The following is a 20,933-nucleotide window of genomic DNA, read 5'->3' on the forward strand; positions in this document are numbered from 1 at the left end:
TGAAGACCGACCTTTGTCTAACCCGGTAAAAATCACCGGCTAAGACAAATTTCGCCCCTGAGCCCATTTCTAACTGGTCCTCCAGCTCACACTAGCACCAATGACCTTCTTCATGGTCATTGACCAATTGTTATTTTAATAACACGAGCCTCATGCCTAATTCAATCTTCGACCAACGTTTGAGACAGTTTCTAATTCCCGTCGCGGGATTATTTGGCTATTGTACACTACCTGTCTGGCAAATGGCTTAGAAATTTCTTAGAAGAGTTGCCCGACGTAGTAGTGAATAAACATGGTAATAATTCCCACCACAATGTTGCGGATAATCGCCGTTTTAACTAAACCGTGACCCAACTTCGCACTCAGAAACCCGGTCAACGCCACGGATAAGATCACGGCAATGATGGTTCCCGGCCACTGCCAGGCGACCGGCAAGAACGTCATCGCCACTAGTGGGAAGACCCCACCGGCCGACGCGGAGAAGAGGGATGAGAACGCCGCATCCCACGGGTTCATGTAGTGTCCCAGCTTGATGTCATACTTCACTTCAACGATGGTCTCCAGGGCGTTTTTACTCATCAAATCTTGGGCAATCGCCAGTGACGTTTCGGCGGACACCCCCCGCCCCTCATAGAACTTCTGTACCGTGGCTAGTTCGTCGTCAAAGTTGGTCTTTAATAGTTCGGCTTCCTTGGCGACCGCCGACCGTTCGGTATCCTTTTGCGTGCTGACGGAGGCGTATTCTCCGGACGCCATCGAGAAGGCACAGGCAATCAGGTCGGACAACCCGGCAATGAAAATCGTGAATTGATTGGTGGTCGCCGCGGCCACACTGAACAGTACCCCGACGACCGTCAAGATCCCGTCGTTAGATCCCAGGACCCCCGCTCGTAACGTATTGAGTTTTTCGTCCATGGTTTGGTGTTGCTTCTTACTCTTCTTTAAACGCAGCGTATCATTTGCTACCATTGTTTAACGCTCCCTCTTATGCGAATAACCGACCGATAAAGTACGTCACCAACATGGTGATCACCCCGGCAACCACGTTACGAACGGTCCCGTTCCGGCGATCAGCGTTACCTAAGATTGCTGCGATGTAGCCGGTAATCGATAACGCGATGATGACTGCCACAAACGTTCCCCAGATTCGTAAATTCTTGGGTAGTAAGCTAATTGATAATAGCGGCAGGATGGACCCCGTTGGAAACGAGATCATCGAAGCAATCGCCGCCGAAAACGGATTGGTATATTCCCCCACGTTAAACCCAAAGCGTTCTCGCACCGTGGCCTTGACGGGATCCTTGGCCATCATTTCGTGCGCCGCTCGTTCGGCCAGTTCCGGCTTAATGCCACTAGCCATATACTTGTTCTTAACAAAGTTAAATTCACCGTCGTAGTCGTCGTCCAACGCCACCGTTTGGGTTTCAATGGCCTTACGTTGCGCGTCCTTTTGTGTGTTGACCGACACGTATTCCCCCATGGCCATCGATACCGTCCCGGCAATCATACCGGCAATCCCCGAAATGAAGATGGCAAAGCTACTCGTGGCCGCACCGGCCACCCCAATGACAATCCCCGCGACGGACAAAATACCATCGTTGGCCCCCATGACACTGGCCCGTAGCACGTTGATCCGTTGCGCTAAGGTTGCTGGCTTCTTCTCTGATTTCATCATATAACCCCCTACATGGTTTTAAAACCGCAGTACTTTTATCATAACACGAATTGAATTCAAAAGTTTGGTACGGCTAAATTTTTATTTATTTTAGAATCGTTCTTATCTGACAACAATTCTATTCTAGCACGAATATCCCAAATGTAAATCACCTGCGTCCAAGAAATTTTCGTAACTGCGAATTATTCTAAATTAAAACAGAAAGCTGGAAGTCTCGCTAAAATGTGGTTTAATAGAGTCAAACAAGACTAATTATAAGGAGGGATTTCCATGGCCCAACCTAACCAACTTCTCGCACAAGCATTGAAGACCTTAAAGGAACACCATATTCGGGTAACACCCCAACGACGGATCATCTTGACCTACCTGGTCAACCATCACAATCACCCGGCGGTCGAGACCATCTACACCGCACTCGCGGCGGAACAACCTAATCTTAGTATGGCCACGATTTATAACACGTTAAACCTCTTAGTGGACCTTGGTATTGTGATCGAACTACCCAACGATAACGGCGGTATCCGTTACGATTTCTATGGTCAACCCCACTACCACGTGATTTGCGAAAACTGCGGTAAGATTACCGACGTCTTTGCGCCCGACTTTGCCCAGTTGGAACAGCAACTCAACCAAGAAGCCAGTGCCCAAACCGGGTACCTGGTCACCAGCAACCACGTGGAAGTCTACGGGCTCTGTCCGGAGTGTCAACAAAAGTTGCACATCGATCCCGCCAGAAAACAGTGGGCGCAAGGTGCCGCTTCGGCGCCAACGGCCAATTAAACCGGTTTCTTCTGATATTACAGTGAGATTACAGGCGTCGTGCAGTTTTAATCTATTTGAAAACACCCGAAACAAAGCCCGTGGTTATTGATATTAGAAGCGTAATATTAAAACCTCGGCCTTACTAACCGGTTGTCGTGAGCGGCATTTACCGATATAGTAAGGTACGAAATCACGTCGATGCAGCCGTATAGACGGTTGTTAACAAATAAGATAATGAAAGATTTGAGGGATGATTCGGGTGAAAATGTCTAAAGTTCTCCTAACGGCAGTAGCCGCTGTGGGATTTGCCGGCCTCTTCGGCGGTACGCTCTCGGCTAATGCTAGTTCGAAGGTCAACAGTTATATTGAAAGTCATAATTATAAGCCAGCGAAGGTCACTAAAAGCATTTGGAGTGGCTTTCCGAAGTACAAGTATCGGCATGGTGTCGGCAAACCAGAAGGCGTCGTGATTCACGAAACGGCCAATCCGTCTTCGACGATCTACAACGAAATTGCCTACATGAAGCGTAACTACAACAACGCGTTCGTCCACAGCTTCGTGGACGCTTCGCACATCATCAACATCGCTAATACCAACTATTTATCCTGGGGGGTTGGTTATCCTGGGAACGCTCGGTTCATTCAATTTGAACAAATCGAAGTTCACAGTAAATCCGCTTTCGCCCACGAAATCGCCAACGCGGCTTGGTACACGGCTTACCTGTTAAAGGAATACAACCTGAAGCCTAACGATGCCGCTTACGATGGTAAAGGAACGGTTTGGTCTCACGGATCCGTAGCTAAGCACCTGGGTGGCTCAACGCATACCGATCCAGTTGGTTACTACGCTTCCGCTGGGAAGAAGTACTTCGGTCAGAAGTACACCATGGCCGCCTTCTATAAGATGGTCAAGAAGTACTACACCGCCATGGGCACCACCACGCACACCAAGTTGACGACCGCCACTTACAAGACGGTCAATCAGCAGGCTAAGTTGAGCAGCACTTACGCTAAGTACTACCTGTACAACCACGTTAAGGGCTCAAATAAGAACGCCGCTAAGCAGAAGTGGTCGAAGATTACGCCGAAGGTTGGCAAGACCTACTACGTCGACATGACGGCTAAGAAATCGACCGGGTCAACCTGGTACCGAATCCGGCCTTCCAAGAACAGTAGCAAACGTTACTGGGTCTACTCAAAGGTCTTAACGGACGTCCAGGACGTGAACACGTCGACGGCCACGGCCACCACGGCGAGTGCGGACAGCAGCGCGGATTCAGCTAGTGCCACGAGCAGTTCCGACAGTTCGTCGGTCGCAACGAGTTCCAGCGACACTAGCGCAGCTAGCACCAGTACCAGCAGCGTGAGTGCCAGCAACTAAACTTTAAATTCACGTTTCAAACCTCAAACGAGCGGCGACAGTCCAGATGGATTGTCGCCGCTCGTTTTTGCTTGTGTTTAGAAAAATAAAATTAGTCACTTTCTTAAGGGGCCACGCCCTCCCCTATTTTGCCGTACGTTTCCGCCGATTGGCCGCCGCTCTGGTCATCACCCAAGTGGTGATTGGGACCGTCAACAGAACACTCAACATCGCAAATAGGATCATCAGAATTTCCGAAACAAAGATTTTATCGTTAAAAATTTCGCCAAACGAGTAGTGCACGCCGGTAAACCAGATGAATAACGCCAGGAAACCGCCAAAAAAGCCGAAAAACAGCGTGTTAAACGTCGTCCCGATGATTTGCTTACCCACACTGATGCCGTCGCCAAACAGCGCTTTTAGGCCCACCTGGGGGTGCTGCTCGAGAATCTCACTCAGCCCCGCCGAGATCGCCATCGCCGCTTCGGCAATCGCCCCCAGCGTACTGAGGATGGCCGTCGCCGTAGTGACCTTGACGAAGTTGATGCCAACTAGCACCGACAAGCCTTCCAGGTCTTCACTGTCTTCCGGTCCGAAGCCCTGAACCATGGCCCATTGCTCGACCGGCACAATCAGTAAGACCAAAACCACCAACACGATGGCCGAGGCAATAAACGCTACGGTGCTTGAAAGGTCATCCCCGCTACTCATGAAGATGGTCAGCGCCAATACCATCAGGCCCACCACCACCGTCACGATGAGGGGTGAGAAGTGAAAGGCCACCAGGACGATGGCTAAGAATAATAGGCCGAAGTTAAGCAGTAACGCCAGGAACGACTGGGCCCCCGCCTTACCGCCGACCAGGACCATCAGGAGCAGTAAGATCAGCCCCAACACGGTAATCGTACTCATGCGGCCACCTCCTTAGGCAACCAACGACTAGCCAGGTAACTGGCCAACGGTACGGCCAGGACGATCCCAATCCCGCTAATCAGGCTCTGGACCACGCCCATCGACATGTTCATCGAGAAGGTGTACCCCCAACTATTGCCATTTTTCAGGTACAACAGGGCCATCGGAAACGTGTCGGCCACAAAGATAAAGAACAGGACGTTGATCAGGGGGCCCATGATGGTACTCCCGATTTGCCGACCCGACTTAAAAATCTGTTGCGGCGTGATTTCCGGACGCTCCCGCTTTAACGCGAACAACGACGAGATGATATCGGTCGATTCGTCCATCACTGCCCCCAGCGAACCAAGCAAGGTTTCGGCCAGAAATAACGGCCGGGGAAGTTGGGTGACGTACTGCATGGATTCGTAGAACATCCCCTTCTCGTGGGTGACGTGAAAGACCAGTAACGCCACTAAAATCGCGCACAGGGTGCCACCCAACGTAGTCGCCAACGTGATCAGCATCTGGCGGGTTCGTCCCAAGACCAGCCACAACGTTAACGCCGCAAAGGCCACCGCTAGGCTCCCGAAGATCCATAAGACCTGCGCGCCCTGCGTCGAACCGTTTAACAGGATGGCCAGGAAGAACAGGACCCCGTTAGCCGCCACGCTGAGAAAGGCCATCAGCCCGCTGAACTGCATGAGGAGTAACAGTAATCCCACGACTAGCCAGAGCATGAAAACGAGTGGTGTGTCGCGTTTACGGTCCTTGACCGTCGCACTAAGATGACCGGCATGACGGTGTAACACCACGAAAAGCTGACTGCCCACGTGGTAGCGCTGATCCATGGCCCCCGAAGCCGAGTAAGTGTTGGTCACCTTCAGCTGGTGCCCCCGATTTTTCGTGTTTAAGAGTTGTCCCGTCAGGGTCTGCTGCGTTTGATAATCGACGTTTTGAAAATCGTCGGTCTCCTTGGTGGTCTGGTGTTGTTGCACCGCGGTCACTCGCATGATAGGATCATGGTATAAAATCGCATCGTGCGCGGTTCCCCAGAGTAAGAGGCCACCGACGATTAACACGGCGAGCCAGACCCACCAGGTCACCGTGGTCGTTTTCTTGAATGATTGCACACTAACCGTTCCTCTCTCGTAGACTTTCAATTTTCAATATACCACTTTCCCTGCACCCCACCGATTTCCCGCTTAAAACTTAAGTAAATCGAAGGGGGTCCCGTGAAATTTCTAGTTGACCTTGCAATTTCGACAGAAAACCAGTAGAATAGTAGCCGATTGTTATTTTAATTAAGCGAGGGTTTTTACAATGAGAAAAGCACATCCAAATGGCGTACAAGGCCGTCGGAAGGTTAACCGTAAGAAGGACCTGAAGCGGCGCGACGAAATCGCTAATCTTCAACGTTGGTTGAAGGGCGAAATCAAGAACAAGTAATCTCGCCAATTACTGAAAAAACGCACTGACCAATTGGTCAGTGCGTTTTTTTGTTTAATTTAATGACTTAATCAACCACCAGCACGCTGGTCTCCGAGTTGCGCACCACGTAGGCCGTGGTGGAACCCATGATGGCCCGGCCCAACCCGTGAACCCCGGAACGACCAATTACCGTTAAATTGGTGTTGAGTTCTTGGGGCAACGTGGTCGCAATCGTTGGTTTAGGCAGGCCCACCTTGAAACTGGTTTCGACCGGTACCCCGGCGTCTTCCACTTCCTGTACCGCACTGTCCAAAAACTTCGTCGCCGCGTCCTTGAAATGAGTGACAATTTCACTCCCAAATTCTGCCCCATAATGTGCGTAGGTCTGATCACTGGCGACGGAGACGATGAACAGTTTGGAGCCGAGCTTTTGCGCCAACTTAATGGCCTCCACTAGTGCTGCGTGGGCATTCTTACTGCCATCCATGGGTACTAAAATCCGTTCATACATCCTATCCCGTCCTTTCCAAAATCCACCTGAGTGGTATCGCTTTCAACACCTTAATCATACCAATAAAGCCTAACTTATGAAAGCCTCTCGCGGTGTTTTTCATCAAATTTTTAATGATGGGCTGGGGCTGGAAACTCATCTCCCCGCGCGGGATTGAACGACTTGTGGTAAGATGTAGCAAGTACTTTACTCATTCAAAGGATGGCGTATCTAATTATTATGAAAAAACTTCTCGTGAGCGCCCTAGGGTTGATGGCTTTAACCCTAGCCGGTTGCTCCAACACCCTCACCACCAAGCAGTCCACCTACCATCCCACGGCCTTAACCGCGGTGGTCAAAGGTGACGCCAAAGCCAAACACGTGACCTATCAGATTGAAGATGGCGCTAAACAATCCACCAAGGTCGCGGCCGGCACCTACTTCTTCCAGGTTCCCGCCGCCCCCCACGACCAAACGGTTAAACTCAGTGCCAACGGGGCTCACAAGACCGTTACGGTCAAGGCCACCAAAGCGCTAGGCGACTACCAAAAGTTTGCGGCGAGCTACAATCAGATGGTCATCGCCAGCTACCTGCCAACCAAGGTGCAAAAACAGTTACAGGCCGCGCAAAAAACTCAGGCTCAAACTAAACAAAAGCTAACTGCCCTAGCCAAAACGGATCCGACGGCCGCAGCAGCGGCTGCTAAGCAGCAACAGGTCGCGGCCCAACAACTTCAGGTCAAACTGGCTAGCGCTAAAAAACGGGCCAAGGACGACCTCCTGCCCACCACTGCTAAGGACGGCGTGCAGAACCTCGTGACCACCAAGGCCGCAACCGTCCGGGCTAACGTGCAGGATGGCCAACTCATGGGACTCGCCCTGATCACCCCGACCGCTCAAATGAAAACTAAGGCCGGCCAAAAGGAATTTGGGACCACCTTCGCCTTACTGGGCGCTACGCTAAAGGCCAAGCCTAAGTACGTAATCAATAAGTTCGAAAAGGTCCTAAAGGATGCCAAGTCTAACAGTAGTTCCACCAATACCAAGACCATCCACTCCAACGGGATTCGGTTTAACACCGGGTTCTCGGCGGACCACCTCTACATTTACATGACTAAATAAACTTAATTAATCAGGCGCTTCTGGGGCAGTCAGAAACGGGCTGGAACGGGATGGGCACGGCTTTGAGCCCTAAGTCCGGGTCTCAAAGTCCGACCTTTGTCTAAGCCGACCAAAAACGTCGGCTAAGACAAACCACATCCCTGAGCCCATTTCTAACTGCCCCTTCAGCTCACATTGCTTATGACAGTAACAAGCCGTTGTTTTAGTGATTGGCTTTTAAGACTATTCCTAATCAATTATTACTCCAATCCACCAATGTACGGCGTGTCCCAGTCTCTGAGCGTCGAAAAGCAACCATTCTTAATCTAAGTAAGTTTGATTCCCGGCGCTAACGGTTAATCCCCGCTAGCGCTTTCTTGACTAGATGGAAAGCTGAGTTGTCTTAACCCAGCGCAATAAAGTGTAATCATTTTCATCCCCATCGATAGTGCCGCATAATGACGGTAAGCTGTGATAGCGGAGACCAGCGCTCATGGTGTCAGCGCGTCGCAACTAAGTCAGCAAAAATTTGTTTCTATCTAGGGGGAGTCAAGCATGCAAAGCGAGGAGAGAGTATTTGAGAGCTTCTTGCGGCAATACCGGGAGATTTTCTGCGTCCTGATTAACGCCGCTGAGCAGATCACGGGGCAATACTCATTGAGTTTCGAACAATATTTACTGTTAAAACAAATTCATGAACAACGCAACATTACGCTAAGTGAGCTTGCGGATGACACCCGGACCACGCGTTCCGCCGCAGCTCGAAAGTTACGGGCCTTACTGTTAGACGGTTACGTCGAACAGGAAGCGAAGATGGACGACCGGCGGGTCAAGTACCTGCGGTTAACACCTAAAGGCACCCGGGTGGAAGACGATATTCATCAAGTCTTCTTACAAAGTGCGCGAACTTGGAATCAATTACCGTCCGATTTAGCGCCGGAAACCATTACCGATTTCTTCACCCGCTATCAGGCTAACGTTGCCATCTGGGACCGTAACCGGCCGAAGTTTCACCGGCCCGTCACGCGAACCCGGCGACAAGCGGAAGAATAACCAACTAAATTCCGTTTAAAATTGGGAGTTTGGGGCCAGCCTCAAACTCCTTTTTGAGTGCCCCCGCTAATCATGAGGATTGCATGATAAAATAGTTTCCTTTCCCCGCTAAGTGGGTTAACCTGTGACTAATGACAATATTTAAGGAGGAATTTCGTTATGCACACCACTCATTTTGCTGCCGGCCAACCCGGTGGTTCCGCAACGACTTTTCCGGTTGACGAGTCCCTGCTCAACCAAGACCTCTACGATGCCGTCAATGGCAAGTGGGCCACCCAGGCCACCATTCCCGCCGACCACGCCTCGACCGGGGGCTTCATGGACCTCGTCGACAACATCGAACACACCTTGATGGCCGATTTCGACGACCTGTTAGCGGGTAAACTGGCCCCCGCCAACGCCGAAATGGCCGAATTCAAAAAATTCTACACCTTAACCCGTGACTTTACCGCCCGTGAACAAGCCGGGGCCGCGCCTCTCAAGCCCTATTTGGCCAAGATTGAAGCGCTGAAGAACTTTGCCGACCTAAACGCCGCTCTAGTCGACTTCTACCGAGAAGGCATTCCTACGCCAATCACGCTGAGTGTCGACCCCGACATGAAGGACACCAGCAACTACGCGTTATACGTCGACGCGCCCAACCTGATTCTGCCAGACAAAACCTACTACGCCAAGGACAACCCGGCGGCTAAGCAGTTACTGCCGATCTACACCCAGATGGCTACCAAGTTACTGACCATGGTGGGATATTCCACGGAAGACGCCGCTAAGCTGGTCGATCAAACCAAACAATTCGACGCGCTGATTGCGCCGCACGTGAAGTCGTCCGAAGAAGCGGCCGACTACGTGAAGGACTACAACCCGTTCCCGTTGGCCGACGTGGCCGCTAAGACCGATGCGCTAGACCTGACCAGTGCCGTCACCGCCCTCTTAGGCGCCACACCGGATCAAGCCATCCTGCCCCAACCAACCTACTTCGATGCCATTGGCGATCTCTTAACGCCCGCCAACTTCCCACTCGTAAAGAGTTGGATGCTGGTCAAGACGGTGCTGGGCGCTAGTGGCACCTTGACCGAGGATTTCCGCCAAGTCGGTGGCACCTACGGCCGGGCCCTATCCGGTCAAAAGCAAGCCCGCTCCCAGGAAAAGGCCGCTTATTACCTGGCCAGTGGCTACTTCAGCCAAGTCGTTGGCGACTACTACGGTCGTAAGTACTTCGGTGAAGCCGCCAAGGCCGACGTGCGTAAGATGGTCTTAAAGATGGCTGGCGTTTACCAAAACCGGTTGGCCGCCAACGACTGGCTCAGTGAGGCGACCCGCCAAAAGGCCGTGGTCAAACTCCAGAAGCTGACGATCAAGGTTGGCTACCCGGACAAGATTGATCCGCTTTACGCCAAGTTTAAGGTCGACACCACCAAGTCCCTCTTTGACAACGCCCAAGCCTTCGACGAAATCGCCTTAGCCCAACACTTCGGCCACTGGGGTCACCCCGTTGACCGGGAAAAATGGGACATGAGTGCCAACACGGTCAACGCCTACTACTCCCCGTCGAACAATGAAATCGTCTTCCCCGCCGCCATCTTGCAAAAACCGTTCTACAGTCTGGAACAGTCCAGCAGTACTAACTACGGGGGAATCGGGGCCGTCATGGCCCACGAAATCTCCCACGCCTTTGATAACAACGGTGCCCAGTTCGACGAATTCGGGAACCTGAACAACTGGTGGACCGACGCGGACTTGGCGCACTTCAAGGACCTCTCGCAAGCCATGATTAAGGAATTCGACGGTATCGACTTTGCCGGTCAGAAGGTTAACGGTAAACTGACCGTTTCCGAAAACATCGCCGACGCCGGGGGCCTGAGTTGTGCCCTAGAAGCCGCTAAATCGGCCGCTGACGTCGATTTACGGGCCTTCTTTATCAACTGGGCCAACGTCTGGCGGATGAAGGCCACAACGGAGTATATGCAGCTTCTGCTGTCGATCGACGTCCACGCCCCCGCTAAGCTCCGGGCCGACGTGCAGGTCAAGAACCTCGACGACTTTTACACCACCTTTAACGTCCAGCCGGGTGACGGCATGTACCTCAAGCCAGCCGACCGGGTGAAAATCTGGTAAGTCAGGTCTAAACTAATCGCTTCCGGGCCAGCCAGAAAATGGGTTGGAACGGGGTGGGCGCGGCTTCAAGCCCCCAAAACCGGGTCTTGAAGACCGACCTTTATCTAAGCCGGCAAACAACACCGGCTAAGATAAATTTCACCCCTGAGCCCCTTTCTGACTGACCCTCCAGCTTAGACTGACGTTAATGGTAACTTTAAGCCATCAGAAACTAGTCACGACTCACTTACAATTTTACTTTGAATCTAAGAATCACGCCCTCGTCTAACCGACCAAGGCGTGATTTTTTGGTTTAATCCATTTTAGAAACTAACCGTCAAAAAAACCGGTCACCCACCATAGCGGCGTGCAACCGGTCTTTCGTTTACTTTTCATTTCTGTAATGTACTCTCCCGTAAAACCAGACTCGTGCCGACCGTCACCCGTTGCGGGGTGGTTCGGCCAGTCTGGACCCGATTTTCGATCAAGTCCACCGCCGTGGTACCCAGTAGCTCCGTGTTGACGTGCACGGTACTCAGCTCCGGAAAGACGTAGCGGGCAATTGTGGTGTCGTTAAAACCAATCAGACTTACCCGTTGAGGCACCGCGATATCGGCTTCGCGTAACGCCTTTAACGCCCCGGCGGCCATCGGATCGTTGGTCACGAAGAACGCCGCGGGTAACCGGTCACCCAACGTCTCAATCGCGTGAGTCATCTGAGCGTACCCGGATTGGTTGGTGTAATCTCCCGCAAACACGCACGACTCGTCGTACTGTCCCCGGCTTTGCATCACCCGTTTGAACTCCAGGTACCGTGGATCCAAGACCTCACACTGCTCGTCGGTGGTCCACTCGGTTCCGTGCAAAAGCCCAATCCGCGTCTGCCCCTGTTGGGCAAAACAGTCGACGACCTGTTGCACCGCAATCTGAAAGTCCGTTACGACGCTATCGTAGCCGTTCGCTAATTGATCCTGATCCACGAATACTAAGTTCGGGGTCATTTCCGCTAAGCTTTGGACTTGTTGGGGACTAAACTTCCCGATGGCGATAATCGCATCAACATCGTCGTCAATCTTAGTCAGGTCATTTTGAAAGGTGCGCATGGTGATGAAGTGGCGCTGTTCACTCCGCTTCTCCAGTCCCAACCGGATCGACATGTAATACAGATCGTCGAGTTCCTTGGTCTTGGAATACCATTGAACGACGGCAATCTTCAACTGTTTGTTGGCCAAGACCGGGCGCCGTTTGAGCTTGGCGTAGTTCAAATTCTCGGCGACCTCAAAAATCTGTTTTCTGGTGTGGTCACTAACCGATAACGTCCGGTCGTAGTTCAAGACCCGCGAAACCGTTGCCAGTGACACGCCCACGGCCTGGGCAATATCCTTTAACGTTGCTGCCATCGTTCTCACCTCCTGATCTACTAGTCAAATTCTGATTAAAGTTGTGCTAAGAATTGGTCTAAGGCTGCCTGACCCGTGGCGTCTCGCTTGAAGACCCCAGCATCGGCCAGAACGCGGGCAAACGTGTTCCCAATCGCCTGGTGAACCACGGTCTGCACGTTTTCTGGCGTGAGGTCGTGGCGGGCCTTTAAACCGTCCGCCCACGGCTGGTGCATCGCCGCAATCTGGTTCGGTTGCCCGACCAGGTACTTTTCGACTTCGGCCATTTCCGTCTTCAGGCGTGCGGGCAAGATGGCCCGGCCCATGACTTCGATCAAGCCGATATTTTCCTTCTTAATGTGTTGCACGTCCTGATGCGGGTGGAAAATCCCATCCGGATACTGGGCGGACGTTTGGTTGTCCCGTAAGACCAAGTCCAACACGTAGTCGTCCCCATCGCGGTACGCGATTGGGGTGACCGTGTGGTGCCGCGTGCCGTCGGTGTAAGCCCGCACGTCGACGCTTTCGTCGGAATAGTCTTTCCAACTGTTCATGATCTTGACCGCCGCCGTGACCAAGGCTTCGGGGTGCGCACCCCGTAACCGTAAGTCGGTCATTGGCCACTGAACGACACCGGCCGTGACGCCCGGTACGTTCAGGTCAAATTCGCGATCCAACGGCGCCTTCATCATTGGGAAGGTGTGTTTCCCGCCTTGATAGTGGTCGTGGCTCAACATTGAGCCGCCCACGATTGGCAAGTCGGCGTTACTACCAACAAAGTAGGTCGGGAACTGCCGCACGATTTCCAACAAGTTGGTGATGCCGTGTTGGTCGACCTTCATCGGCCGGTGAACTTGAGACAGGAAGATGGCGTGTTCGGCGAAGTAGGCGTACGGCGAATACTGGAAACCCCAGATTTCGCCACCCAGCATCAACCGGATGATCCGGTGGTTACTCCGAGCGGGATAGCCCAACCGTCCCAGGTAGCCTTCGTTGGTCATGCAAAGTTGGTCTAACGGGTAACCCGTCTTCGGTTGGTTCCGTGCGGCCGCGATGGCCTTGGGGTCCTTTTCCGGTTTCGACAGGTTAATCGTGATTTCCAAGGTCCCCGCTGGCGTGTCGGCGTCAAAGACCACGTTGCGTGCAATGTTGCGCGTCTTGATATAGTCGTTGGCCCGGCTTAACTGGTAGAACCAGTCGGTCGCCTTGGACGGACTCTCCTGATACCGGTCCCAGAAACCGCGGTTAAGCGCGGACGGAAGCGGCGTCTTTAAGTCCATCAGTTGGGCTTCTAAAATTTCACGCTCGCTCGGCGTGTCGTTAATTTTACCGTGAGCAATGGCCGTATTGACCAACGCCGTGACTAAATCAATCGGATTGGCCGCCGTGGCCGCTTGGACCGCACCGTCGCCAATCAACGCGTAGATGCGGTTTTCCACGTACTGGCGATCCAGTGCCGTGTACGGCGACGGTGAAGCCACGATGTCGTCCAAAAATAGCTGTAGGGTATCTTGAGCCATTAGGCGTTCGCCCCCCGGTCAGCGTAGCCTTCGGGGTGGGATTGCTTCCAGTTCCAGGCCGTCCGGATGATGTCTTCCACGTTGTCGTATTGGGGTTGCCAGTTCAAAACGTCGCGAGCCTTGTCACTCGCCGCAATCAAGGTACTTGGGTCACCGGCCCGGCGTGGCGCCATCTTAGCCGGGATTTCCTTGCCCGTGACCTTCCGTGCGGCTTCCAGCATTTCTTTGTTAGAGAAACCGGTCGAAGAACCGAGGTTAAAGGCGTTACTGTCGTGGCCGGCCTTCAGGTATTCTAAGGCCAGGATGTGAGCGTCGGCTAAATCAACGACGTGCACGTAGTCCCGGACGTTAGTCCCATCCTTGGTTGGATAGTCGTCCCCAAAGATGGACAGTTCTTGCCGTTCGCCCGCAGCGACTTCCAAAATAATTGGGACTAAGTGGGTTTCGGGGTGGTGGTCTTCACCGATGCTGCCATCTGGCTTGGCCCCCGCCACGTTGAAGTAGCGTAAAGCCACGAACTTGATGCCGTAAGCTTCGTCGGACCACTTCATGATCTTTTCCATCATCAGCTTACTTTCACCGTAAGGGTTGGTTGGCACTTGCGGGTCGGTTTCCTTGATGGGAATCTGTTTCGGTTCACCGTAAGTGGCAGCCGTTGAGGAGAAGACGATGCGTTTAACATTGTGTTTGTTCATGACTTCCAGTAAGGAAACCATGCCGGCCGTGTTGTTGTCGAAGTACTTCAACGGCTTCTTCATGGATTCAGGAACCACGGAGAAGGCTGCGAAGTGAATGACCCCTTCAATGTCTTCCTTATCGAAGACGTCGTTTAAGAAGTCTTGATCCCGCACGTCACCTTGGTAAAAGCGCGCCTTAGGGTTCACGGCTGCGCGGTGCCCCGTGACCAAGTTATCCACGACGGCCACGTCGTACCCCTTCTCAACCAATCGATCAACGGCATGGGAGCCGATGTAACCAGCACCACCTAAAACTAAAACTGTCATTGCGCATTTCCTCCTCAATCTGTCTTGTGTTGTTAAAATTTACTTTATGTGAATCATTCGTCTACCGGTCGGCCCTGGTGAGGCTGGAACGGGGTGGGCACGACTTTGAGCCCGAAAAACAGGTCTCAAAGTTCGACCTTTGTGTAAGCCGGGAAAGAACCCCGACTAACACAAACGACACCCCTGAGCCCCACCAGGACCTTCCTCACGACTATACTAGCGTTAAATGTTAATCTAACGTGAGCCGTGAGGTCAGCCCTGATATGGCTCAATAGCCTCGTTGGTCTTAGCCGAGTGAATTTCTCGGGTTAGACCAAGACCGAGCTTGAAGACTCGCGCCTTTGGCGAGGCTTCAAGTCGTGTCGGCTACGTTCCAGCCATATCAGGGCTGACCGGTAAGGCGTCTATTACCGCCTACTTCGTCAGTTCGTGGGAACCATCGGCTAAGTGAGCGATGTAGAATTCAGCCGGGTGGCCGATCTTTTCGTTGTAAGTGTCGCCCACGGCCTTTTCGAAGGCGTCCACGTTGCTTTCCTTCACGATAGCGATCGCGCAACCACCGAAACCGGCACCAGTCATCCGGGCACCTAAGACGCCTGGTTGTTGCCATGCGGTTTCAACCAACGTATCCAGTTCCGTCCCGGTTACGGCAAAGTCGTAGTGTAATGACACGTGCGATGCGTTGACCAAGTTCCCGAAGGTGGTCAGGTCGTTATTTTGTAAGGCATCGAAAGCCCGCAACGTCCGTTGGTTTTCCACCACCGCGTGGCGTGCTCGCTTGATTAAGATGTCGTCGTTGATCAGGTAACTGTTTTCGTCGAATTGGTCACCGTTCAGGTCACCCAACGTTTGAATGTCTAACTTGGTTTGTAGGCGCCGCAAGGCTTCTTCACATTGGGCCCGGCGTTCGTTGTACTTGGAGTCGGTCAGTTCCCGACGCTTCTTGGTGTTCATGATGACCACCACGTACCCGTCCATCTTGACCGGGGCGTATTGGTACTTCAGGGTGTTGGTGTCCAGCAAGATGGCCTGGTCCTTTTTGCCCATGAAGACCGCAAATTGGTCCATGATCCCGGTGTTTAAGCCTAAGTAGTCGTTTTCAACTAATTGGCCGGCCTTGACCAGGTCCACCCGGGAAATGTCTTGACCGTAAGCATCCAAGAGGATTTGGGCCATCAGCATTTCTACGGAAGCCGAGGACGATAAGCCGGAGCCATCGGGTAAGTTCCCGTGAACGTAAAGGTCAAACCCTTGATCGATGGTCTTGCCCTGCTTGGCTAATTCGAACAACATGCCCTTAAAGTACTTGGTCCAGTTGTCGGCGTCGTTGTAGCTCAGGTCGTCTAACGAAAATTCAATGGTGCCAGCCTTGGGCAGGTTGGCAGAAAACATCCGGACCGTCCGATCATCGCGCTTACTGAAGGCCCCGTACGTCCCTAAGCTAATGGCAGCTGGGAAAACGTGGCCCCCGTTGAAGTCGGTGTATTCCCCAATCAGGTTGATTCGACCTGGGGAGAAGAAGACCCGTTGTGGTTCGGCGTTAAAAGTTTCTTTGTATTCTGATGCAAGGCTGGCATAATCCATGGCGATGAACTCCTTTAGAATTTTAGTAAACTTTTACTATAGTTTAACTATACTCAGTAAAAGTCTCAGTGTCAAATATAATTAAAGCGGTTTCAACAACATTTCAAGAAAAGGGGCCCCGGTCTGAGACCTGAGACCCCCGAACAACTGATTAGTCCCCGATCTTTTGACCAGCAGCCTTTTCAGCCTTTAATTTCTTTTCCAAATCTTCGACGATTTCCGCGTGTCGTTGTTCGGACAACTTGATCTTGCCAAAGTAAACGATGGCGGCCAAGATAATCAGAATAATTGGAATGTAGAAGATAAACATCTTAAACTGCATCAACCCACCGGCCGAAATATCGGACGGCTTGGCGTTCCCGGTCATCCCGGATTGCAGTGCGGCTAACATAACCACCCCGTTGGCGAACGCACCGGCCAATTTATCGATCAACGGCCGAACGGCTAAGGTCACGGATTCGTTCCGCGTGCCGTTCTTCCACTGGCCGTATTCCACACTATCGGTAATGGTCATTAAGGCGGCCAAGAAGATCATTGGGTATGGGAAGAAGTAGAACGCAACCCCGACCAAGACCATCGTGACGTTGGTACCGGCAAACAAGAAGATTAAGTAACCGACCACCATCAAGGCAATCCCGCCGACGTAAACCCCACGCCGTTTGATCAGGCTAACCATGAATGGGAACAGAACCACGGAGATAATTCCTAAGATGGCGGTAATGACCCCGACCATACTGTAAGCGGCCGGCTTCCCAATAACGTAACGGAAGTAGTAGAGCAACAGGGAGTTGGTGATGACATACCCAAAGGCGAACAGGAAGTAGGAAAGTGCCAACCACATTAATTGGTCGTTTTCCCCAATGGCCTTGAAGACGTCGCGTAAACGGGTCTTTTCGGTGTTTTCCCGAATCAGGTTCTTTTGTTCCTTAGTCCCAAACGCAGCGGTCAAGGCCCCTAAGAAGGAAACGACGGCGATGACGGCGGCAAACCCTAACCAACCGGCGCGGGTCTGCGTTTGACCAGTGGTGCCGGAGAACTTCTGACTGAAGAAGTAAACCAACGGCATAACCACGATGATGACCCCTTGAGCCCCTAACGTGGACCCAAAACGAGCGACCGTCCCAAACTTAGTCCGGGTCTTGGAATCAACACTCAACGCGGGCAACATGGACCACAACGAAATATCTTTGAAGGAATAAAAAATATCTAAGATAACAAACACAATGCCAAAGACAATCAGGTATAACATGTCGTTGTGATCGGCCAACCCACCAATACTGGTGAAGATGATCATCAGGGTAATGGAACTAACCAGCCCACCACCGAGTAACCACGGTTTGAACTTGCCCCAACGGGTCCGAGTGTTATCCACGACCCCACCGATCATCGGGTCAAAGGCAATTTCAATCAACCGAATAATCACCAGCATGGCACTGACGGCCCCGATCATTTGCGCGGAGTTCGCGTGACCGGTGAACAGGACACTGGTGACGAAGATTGGGAAGTAGGTACTTAACGTTGCGTAGAACGCATCGTGCCCGAACGCCCCAAACGCATAAGACGCATACTGCTTAAATAAATTCATGGCTCTTTTTCACACCTTTCAAATTAATCACTTAAGTTAACGAACGAAGTGCCTAGTGGTAACGATGTTCAATGATCTTGGACAACACGTCATCACGCTTCTGGGCTTTCGCCATGTCGAAGCGGGATTCCTCAAGGTTGTTAAAATCTTGAGCCAGCAACGTTGCTTCCAGATACAGCGTCAATTGCCGCTTAATGTACAATTTATTGGCTTCGTCGGGACGTTGCGCGTTACCGCCCAACACCGCGGCTGCAAAAGCAGCTGGATCTAACGTGATTTTGTCGTCAGCCATTCAAAAATACCCTCTTTCCGTTCATCATAAGATTCGGTAAAGCCTATCACTGAAATTTAAGTAAATGTAAGCGCTTTACGTTACTTATAGTAGGACCTTTCCGGCGAAGTTGCAACCTCAATCATTGTGTAGTGTTAAACATAAAATCCTTTATATCGGCGTTTTTTCGGGATTGCAACCGGTTGTAATTTTGAGGTAAAAAATTTAGTAAAGCTAACGACTTAAGCCATAAAAAAGACCCGTCTAGCCCAATTAATGGGTTAGACGGGAGTTACTAGGGTCCGTCTTAAAACTCAAGTACAGAGTTAAATGACCATTCATGACCTCTCAGTTGAAAAATCTGGTTTAGTCGTTGTTATAACTCGTTTCTGACTGGCCAGCGCTGAATCTTCCAGATTAGTCTTTTAAGACAGACTCTAGGTTAATTAATTGTAGCGCCGTTCGATTAACTTCAACAGAATATCGTCACGTTGTTGTTCCTTAGCATCGCTGAACCGGGTTTGTTCCAACCCGTTAAAGTCCTGGGCCAAAAGGGTGGCTTCCAAGTACAAAGTCAGTTGCCGCTTGATGTACAACTTATTTTCTTCGTCCTTTTTCTGCGCGTTACCGCCCAATACCGCTGCCGCAAACTTCTCAGGATCTAACTTCATCTTATCTTTTGCCATCACACAGTCCCGCTTTCTCGTCCCAGCTCCCCAGTTATTTGGTCGCTAGGTTATCTTATTTTACAACCATTTCGGTCACTAATAGTTTATCCAAAATGCATTATAGCAACTTGTGAAAGTTTTGGCAATGTTGTAACCGCTACCGATTTAAAAAAGATGACCGTCTAGTTCTAGCGACCGTTAAGTTAGCCCCTAGTAACGAGTCAGTCCACGTAAAAGTGGCTCCCCACAGTTGAACACCCCGGGGAGCCACTTTAATTTTTAATTAGTTAATCGACGCTACGTAGTCCTTCAACGCTTGTTCGTACTTGCTTAAGCGTTGATTGGCTGCATCGGCCGTCTGGTCGCTGGTCCCGATGTAGAACTTGACCTTAGGCTCGGTCCCGGAAGGCCGGATGCAAATCCAAGTCCCATCGTGTAACCAGTACTTCAGGACGTTGGATTGTGGCAGATCAATGGCCGTGGTCGTCCCATCGGCCGCCGTCTTCACGCTGGTCTGGAAGTCTTCGACGGCGTCAATCGCGGTGCCGGCAAAGTCGTGCGGTGCATTTTCACGGAATTCACTCATCAACTTCGCCCGTTGCGCGGAACCGTCGACGCCCTGGAATTCCTCAAACGTGGTCTTTTCGGCGTAGTAGCCGTAAGTCGCGTAGAGCTCCTCGATGCCGTCGTACAGGGTCATTCCCCGTTGCTTGTAGTCCGCCGCCACTTCGGCCAACAGGACCGTCGATTGAATGGCGTCCTTATCGCGCACGAACGGTTTGATCAGGTAACCGTAACTTTCCTCAAACCCAAACAGGAAGGTGTGGTCGTGGGTCGTTTCGTACTGGTGGATCTGTTCGGCAATAAACTTAAAGCCGGTCAACACGTTGGTCATTTCCACGCCGTAAGCCGCCGCAATCTTGGTGGCTAATTCGGTTGACACGATGGACTTGACTACGCGGCCGTTCGCTGGCAAATCACCCGCGGCCTTGCGCGCCTTTAAGATGTAGGCTAACAAGATCGACGCAATCTGGTTCCCAGTCAATAGTTGGTACTCACCGTTCGGTTGCCGGACAGCGGCGCCTAACCGGTCGGCATCGGGATCGGTAGCCACTAACAGGTCGGCCCCTTCTTGCTTCCCTAACGCGATGGCCATGTCAAAGGCCGCCGGAAATTCGGGGTTCGGAAAATCAACCGTCGGAAATTCAGGGTCGGCAATCGCCTGTTGTGGCACCATGGTAAAGTTCTCGAAACCGGCTTTTCGTAAGGCCCGTTCACCGATCACTTTCCCGGTTCCGTGCAGGGGTGTGTAAATCAACTTCATGGTCTTCCCGACCTTATTGATGAGGTCATGGTTGATGGTCACACTGGTGACGTTTTGCAGGTAGGGCTGGTCAACGTCCTCACCGATGATGTGCATCAGTTTAGCCTGGCGCAGTGCCTGTTCGTCGGCCACCTGGATGGCAAACACGTCGGTAGCGGACCGGACGAACTTGGTGATCATGTCCGAGGCCTTGGGCGGCATCTGCCCGCCATCGGGGCCGTAGATCTTGTAACCGTTGTACTGCTTGGGGTTGTGGCTGGCCGTGATCATGATTCCCATGGCCGTGTGCAGGTGCCGCACGGCAAAGGACAATTCCGGCGTGGGCCGTAAGTCATCAAACACGAAGCTCGGAATCTGATGAGCCCCTAAGACCCGGGCCGCTTCGTGGGCGAATTCCGTGGAATGGTAGCGCGAATCAAAGCTAATGGCGACCCCACGTTGCTTGGTGGCGTCGTCTAGGGTGTCCAGATACCGGGCCACCCCTTCGGTCGCTTGCCGCACCGTGTAAACGTTCATTTGCCCGATACCGGGGCCCATAACGCCCCGCATACCGGCGGTCCCGAAGCTCATCGGCCCACTAAAAGCGGCTTCGAGGGCTTGGTCGTCGCCCGCCATGGCGTCCAGTTCACGCTGCACGTCCGGTAACATGGTCGGTTGTTTTTGCCAAACGGCATAGTTTTCTTGCCAACTCAAATCGAATCTCTCCTTCTGCTGATAACCTTAGTTAATCTCTATCGTACT

19 protein-coding genes are annotated in these 20,933 nt (G+C 52.1%); 6 read left to right on the forward strand and 13 right to left on the reverse strand.

Annotated elements, in window-relative coordinates; translation table 11 throughout:
- Positions 1-258: 258 nt before the first annotated feature.
- Together FD25_RS13325 and FD25_RS13330 are read right to left on the reverse strand one after the other, a co-directional pair.
- On the reverse strand, positions 259-969 hold the full coding sequence (locus tag FD25_RS13325; protein WP_057804739.1) for a VIT1/CCC1 transporter family protein: 711 nt from the start codon (positions 967-969) through the stop codon (positions 259-261).
- Positions 970-985: 16 nt separating this feature from the next.
- Positions 986-1,672 carry a VIT1/CCC1 transporter family protein gene (locus FD25_RS13330; protein ID WP_146999928.1) on the reverse strand — a complete coding sequence of 229 codons (687 nt, stop codon included), beginning with the start codon at positions 1,670-1,672 and terminating at the stop codon, positions 986-988.
- Positions 1,673-1,945: 273 nt separating this feature from the next.
- Between FD25_RS13330 and FD25_RS13335 the strand changes: the two genes are divergently transcribed.
- Both FD25_RS13335 and FD25_RS13340 read left to right on the forward strand, forming a co-directional pair.
- Positions 1,946-2,455 carry a Fur family transcriptional regulator gene (locus FD25_RS13335; RefSeq protein ID WP_057804741.1) on the forward strand — a complete coding sequence of 170 codons (510 nt, stop codon included), beginning with the start codon at positions 1,946-1,948 and terminating at the stop codon, positions 2,453-2,455.
- Between the two features lie 247 nt (positions 2,456-2,702).
- Positions 2,703-3,818, forward strand: coding sequence for a peptidoglycan recognition protein family protein (locus FD25_RS13340; protein ID WP_057804853.1), 1,116 nt, complete (start codon positions 2,703-2,705; stop codon positions 3,816-3,818).
- Positions 3,819-3,941: 123 nt separating this feature from the next.
- Here the strand turns inward: FD25_RS13340 and FD25_RS13345 are convergent, their stop codons facing one another.
- Both FD25_RS13345 and FD25_RS13350 read right to left on the reverse strand, forming a co-directional pair.
- Positions 3,942-4,709 (reverse strand): YibE/F family protein, encoded by a 768-nt coding sequence (locus FD25_RS13345; RefSeq protein WP_057804742.1) that lies wholly within the window; start codon positions 4,707-4,709, stop codon positions 3,942-3,944.
- Positions 4,706-5,821, reverse strand: coding sequence for a YibE/F family protein (locus FD25_RS13350; protein WP_057804743.1), 1,116 nt, complete (start codon positions 5,819-5,821; stop codon positions 4,706-4,708). The genes FD25_RS13345 and FD25_RS13350 overlap by 4 nt, the downstream gene beginning before the upstream one ends.
- 190 nt (positions 5,822-6,011) lie before the next feature.
- Here FD25_RS13350 and FD25_RS14435 point away from each other — a divergent pair, with 190 nt between their 5' ends.
- Complete coding sequence (locus FD25_RS14435; RefSeq protein ID WP_263862334.1) at positions 6,012-6,137, forward strand: hypothetical protein; 126 nt, start codon at positions 6,012-6,014, stop codon at positions 6,135-6,137.
- A gap of 67 nt (positions 6,138-6,204) precedes the next feature.
- Here FD25_RS14435 and FD25_RS13355 read toward each other — a convergent pair whose 3' ends face one another.
- Entirely contained in the window at positions 6,205-6,630 is a 426-nt protein-coding gene (locus FD25_RS13355; protein WP_057732660.1) for a universal stress protein, read from the reverse strand.
- Positions 6,631-6,849: 219 nt separating this feature from the next.
- On the opposite strand from FD25_RS13355, the gene FD25_RS13365 reads away from it, so the two are divergent.
- The 3 genes from FD25_RS13365 to FD25_RS13375 all read left to right on the forward strand — a co-directional run bounded on the left by FD25_RS13365 (position 6,850) and on the right by FD25_RS13375 (position 10,878).
- Positions 6,850-7,731 carry a hypothetical protein gene (locus FD25_RS13365; RefSeq protein WP_057804745.1) on the forward strand — a complete coding sequence of 294 codons (882 nt, stop codon included), beginning with the start codon at positions 6,850-6,852 and terminating at the stop codon, positions 7,729-7,731.
- A 534-nt stretch (positions 7,732-8,265) separates the two neighbouring features.
- Positions 8,266-8,763, forward strand: a complete 498-nt coding sequence (locus FD25_RS13370; RefSeq protein WP_057804746.1) for a MarR family transcriptional regulator — start codon at positions 8,266-8,268, stop codon at positions 8,761-8,763.
- 159 nt (positions 8,764-8,922) lie between these two features.
- Positions 8,923-10,878: a M13 family metallopeptidase gene (locus FD25_RS13375; protein ID WP_057804747.1), complete on the forward strand. Its 1,956-nt coding sequence runs from the start codon at positions 8,923-8,925 to the stop codon at positions 10,876-10,878.
- 371 nt (positions 10,879-11,249) lie between these two features.
- On the opposite strand, the gene FD25_RS13380 is transcribed toward FD25_RS13375, so the two are convergent.
- The 8 genes from FD25_RS13380 to FD25_RS13415 form a co-directional block, all read right to left on the reverse strand.
- Positions 11,250-12,257: a LacI family DNA-binding transcriptional regulator gene (locus tag FD25_RS13380; RefSeq protein WP_057804748.1), complete on the reverse strand. Its 1,008-nt coding sequence runs from the start codon at positions 12,255-12,257 to the stop codon at positions 11,250-11,252.
- Positions 12,258-12,292: 35 nt separating this feature from the next.
- Positions 12,293-13,756, reverse strand: a complete 1,464-nt coding sequence (locus tag FD25_RS13385; RefSeq protein WP_057804749.1) for a UDP-glucose--hexose-1-phosphate uridylyltransferase — start codon at positions 13,754-13,756, stop codon at positions 12,293-12,295.
- Positions 13,756-14,760, reverse strand: a complete 1,005-nt coding sequence (galE, locus tag FD25_RS13390; protein ID WP_057804750.1) for a UDP-glucose 4-epimerase GalE — start codon at positions 14,758-14,760, stop codon at positions 13,756-13,758. Before galE ends, FD25_RS13385 begins: the two co-directional genes overlap by 1 nt.
- A 414-nt stretch (positions 14,761-15,174) precedes the next feature.
- Complete coding sequence (locus FD25_RS13395; RefSeq protein ID WP_057804751.1) at positions 15,175-16,344, reverse strand: galactokinase; 1,170 nt, start codon at positions 16,342-16,344, stop codon at positions 15,175-15,177.
- A 151-nt stretch (positions 16,345-16,495) separates the two neighbouring features.
- Positions 16,496-17,929: a glycoside-pentoside-hexuronide (GPH):cation symporter gene (locus tag FD25_RS13400; RefSeq protein ID WP_057804752.1), complete on the reverse strand. Its 1,434-nt coding sequence runs from the start codon at positions 17,927-17,929 to the stop codon at positions 16,496-16,498.
- Between the two features lie 52 nt (positions 17,930-17,981).
- A complete protein-coding gene (locus FD25_RS13405; RefSeq protein WP_057804753.1) occupies positions 17,982-18,221 on the reverse strand; it encodes a hypothetical protein in 240 nt (79 codons plus the stop codon).
- 425 nt (positions 18,222-18,646) lie between these two features.
- The gene (locus FD25_RS13410; protein WP_057804754.1) at positions 18,647-18,886 is read right to left on the reverse strand and encodes a hypothetical protein; all 240 of its coding nucleotides are present in this window, start codon (positions 18,884-18,886) and stop codon (positions 18,647-18,649) included.
- A 265-nt stretch (positions 18,887-19,151) separates the two neighbouring features.
- The gene (locus FD25_RS13415; protein WP_057804755.1) at positions 19,152-20,885 is read right to left on the reverse strand and encodes a phospho-sugar mutase; all 1,734 of its coding nucleotides are present in this window, start codon (positions 20,883-20,885) and stop codon (positions 19,152-19,154) included.
- Positions 20,886-20,933: the final 48 nt, after the last annotated feature.

The sequence above is a fragment of the Levilactobacillus acidifarinae DSM 19394 = JCM 15949 genome (assembly GCF_001434835.1).
Taxonomy (GTDB): Bacteria; Bacillota; Bacilli; order Lactobacillales; family Lactobacillaceae; genus Levilactobacillus; species Levilactobacillus acidifarinae.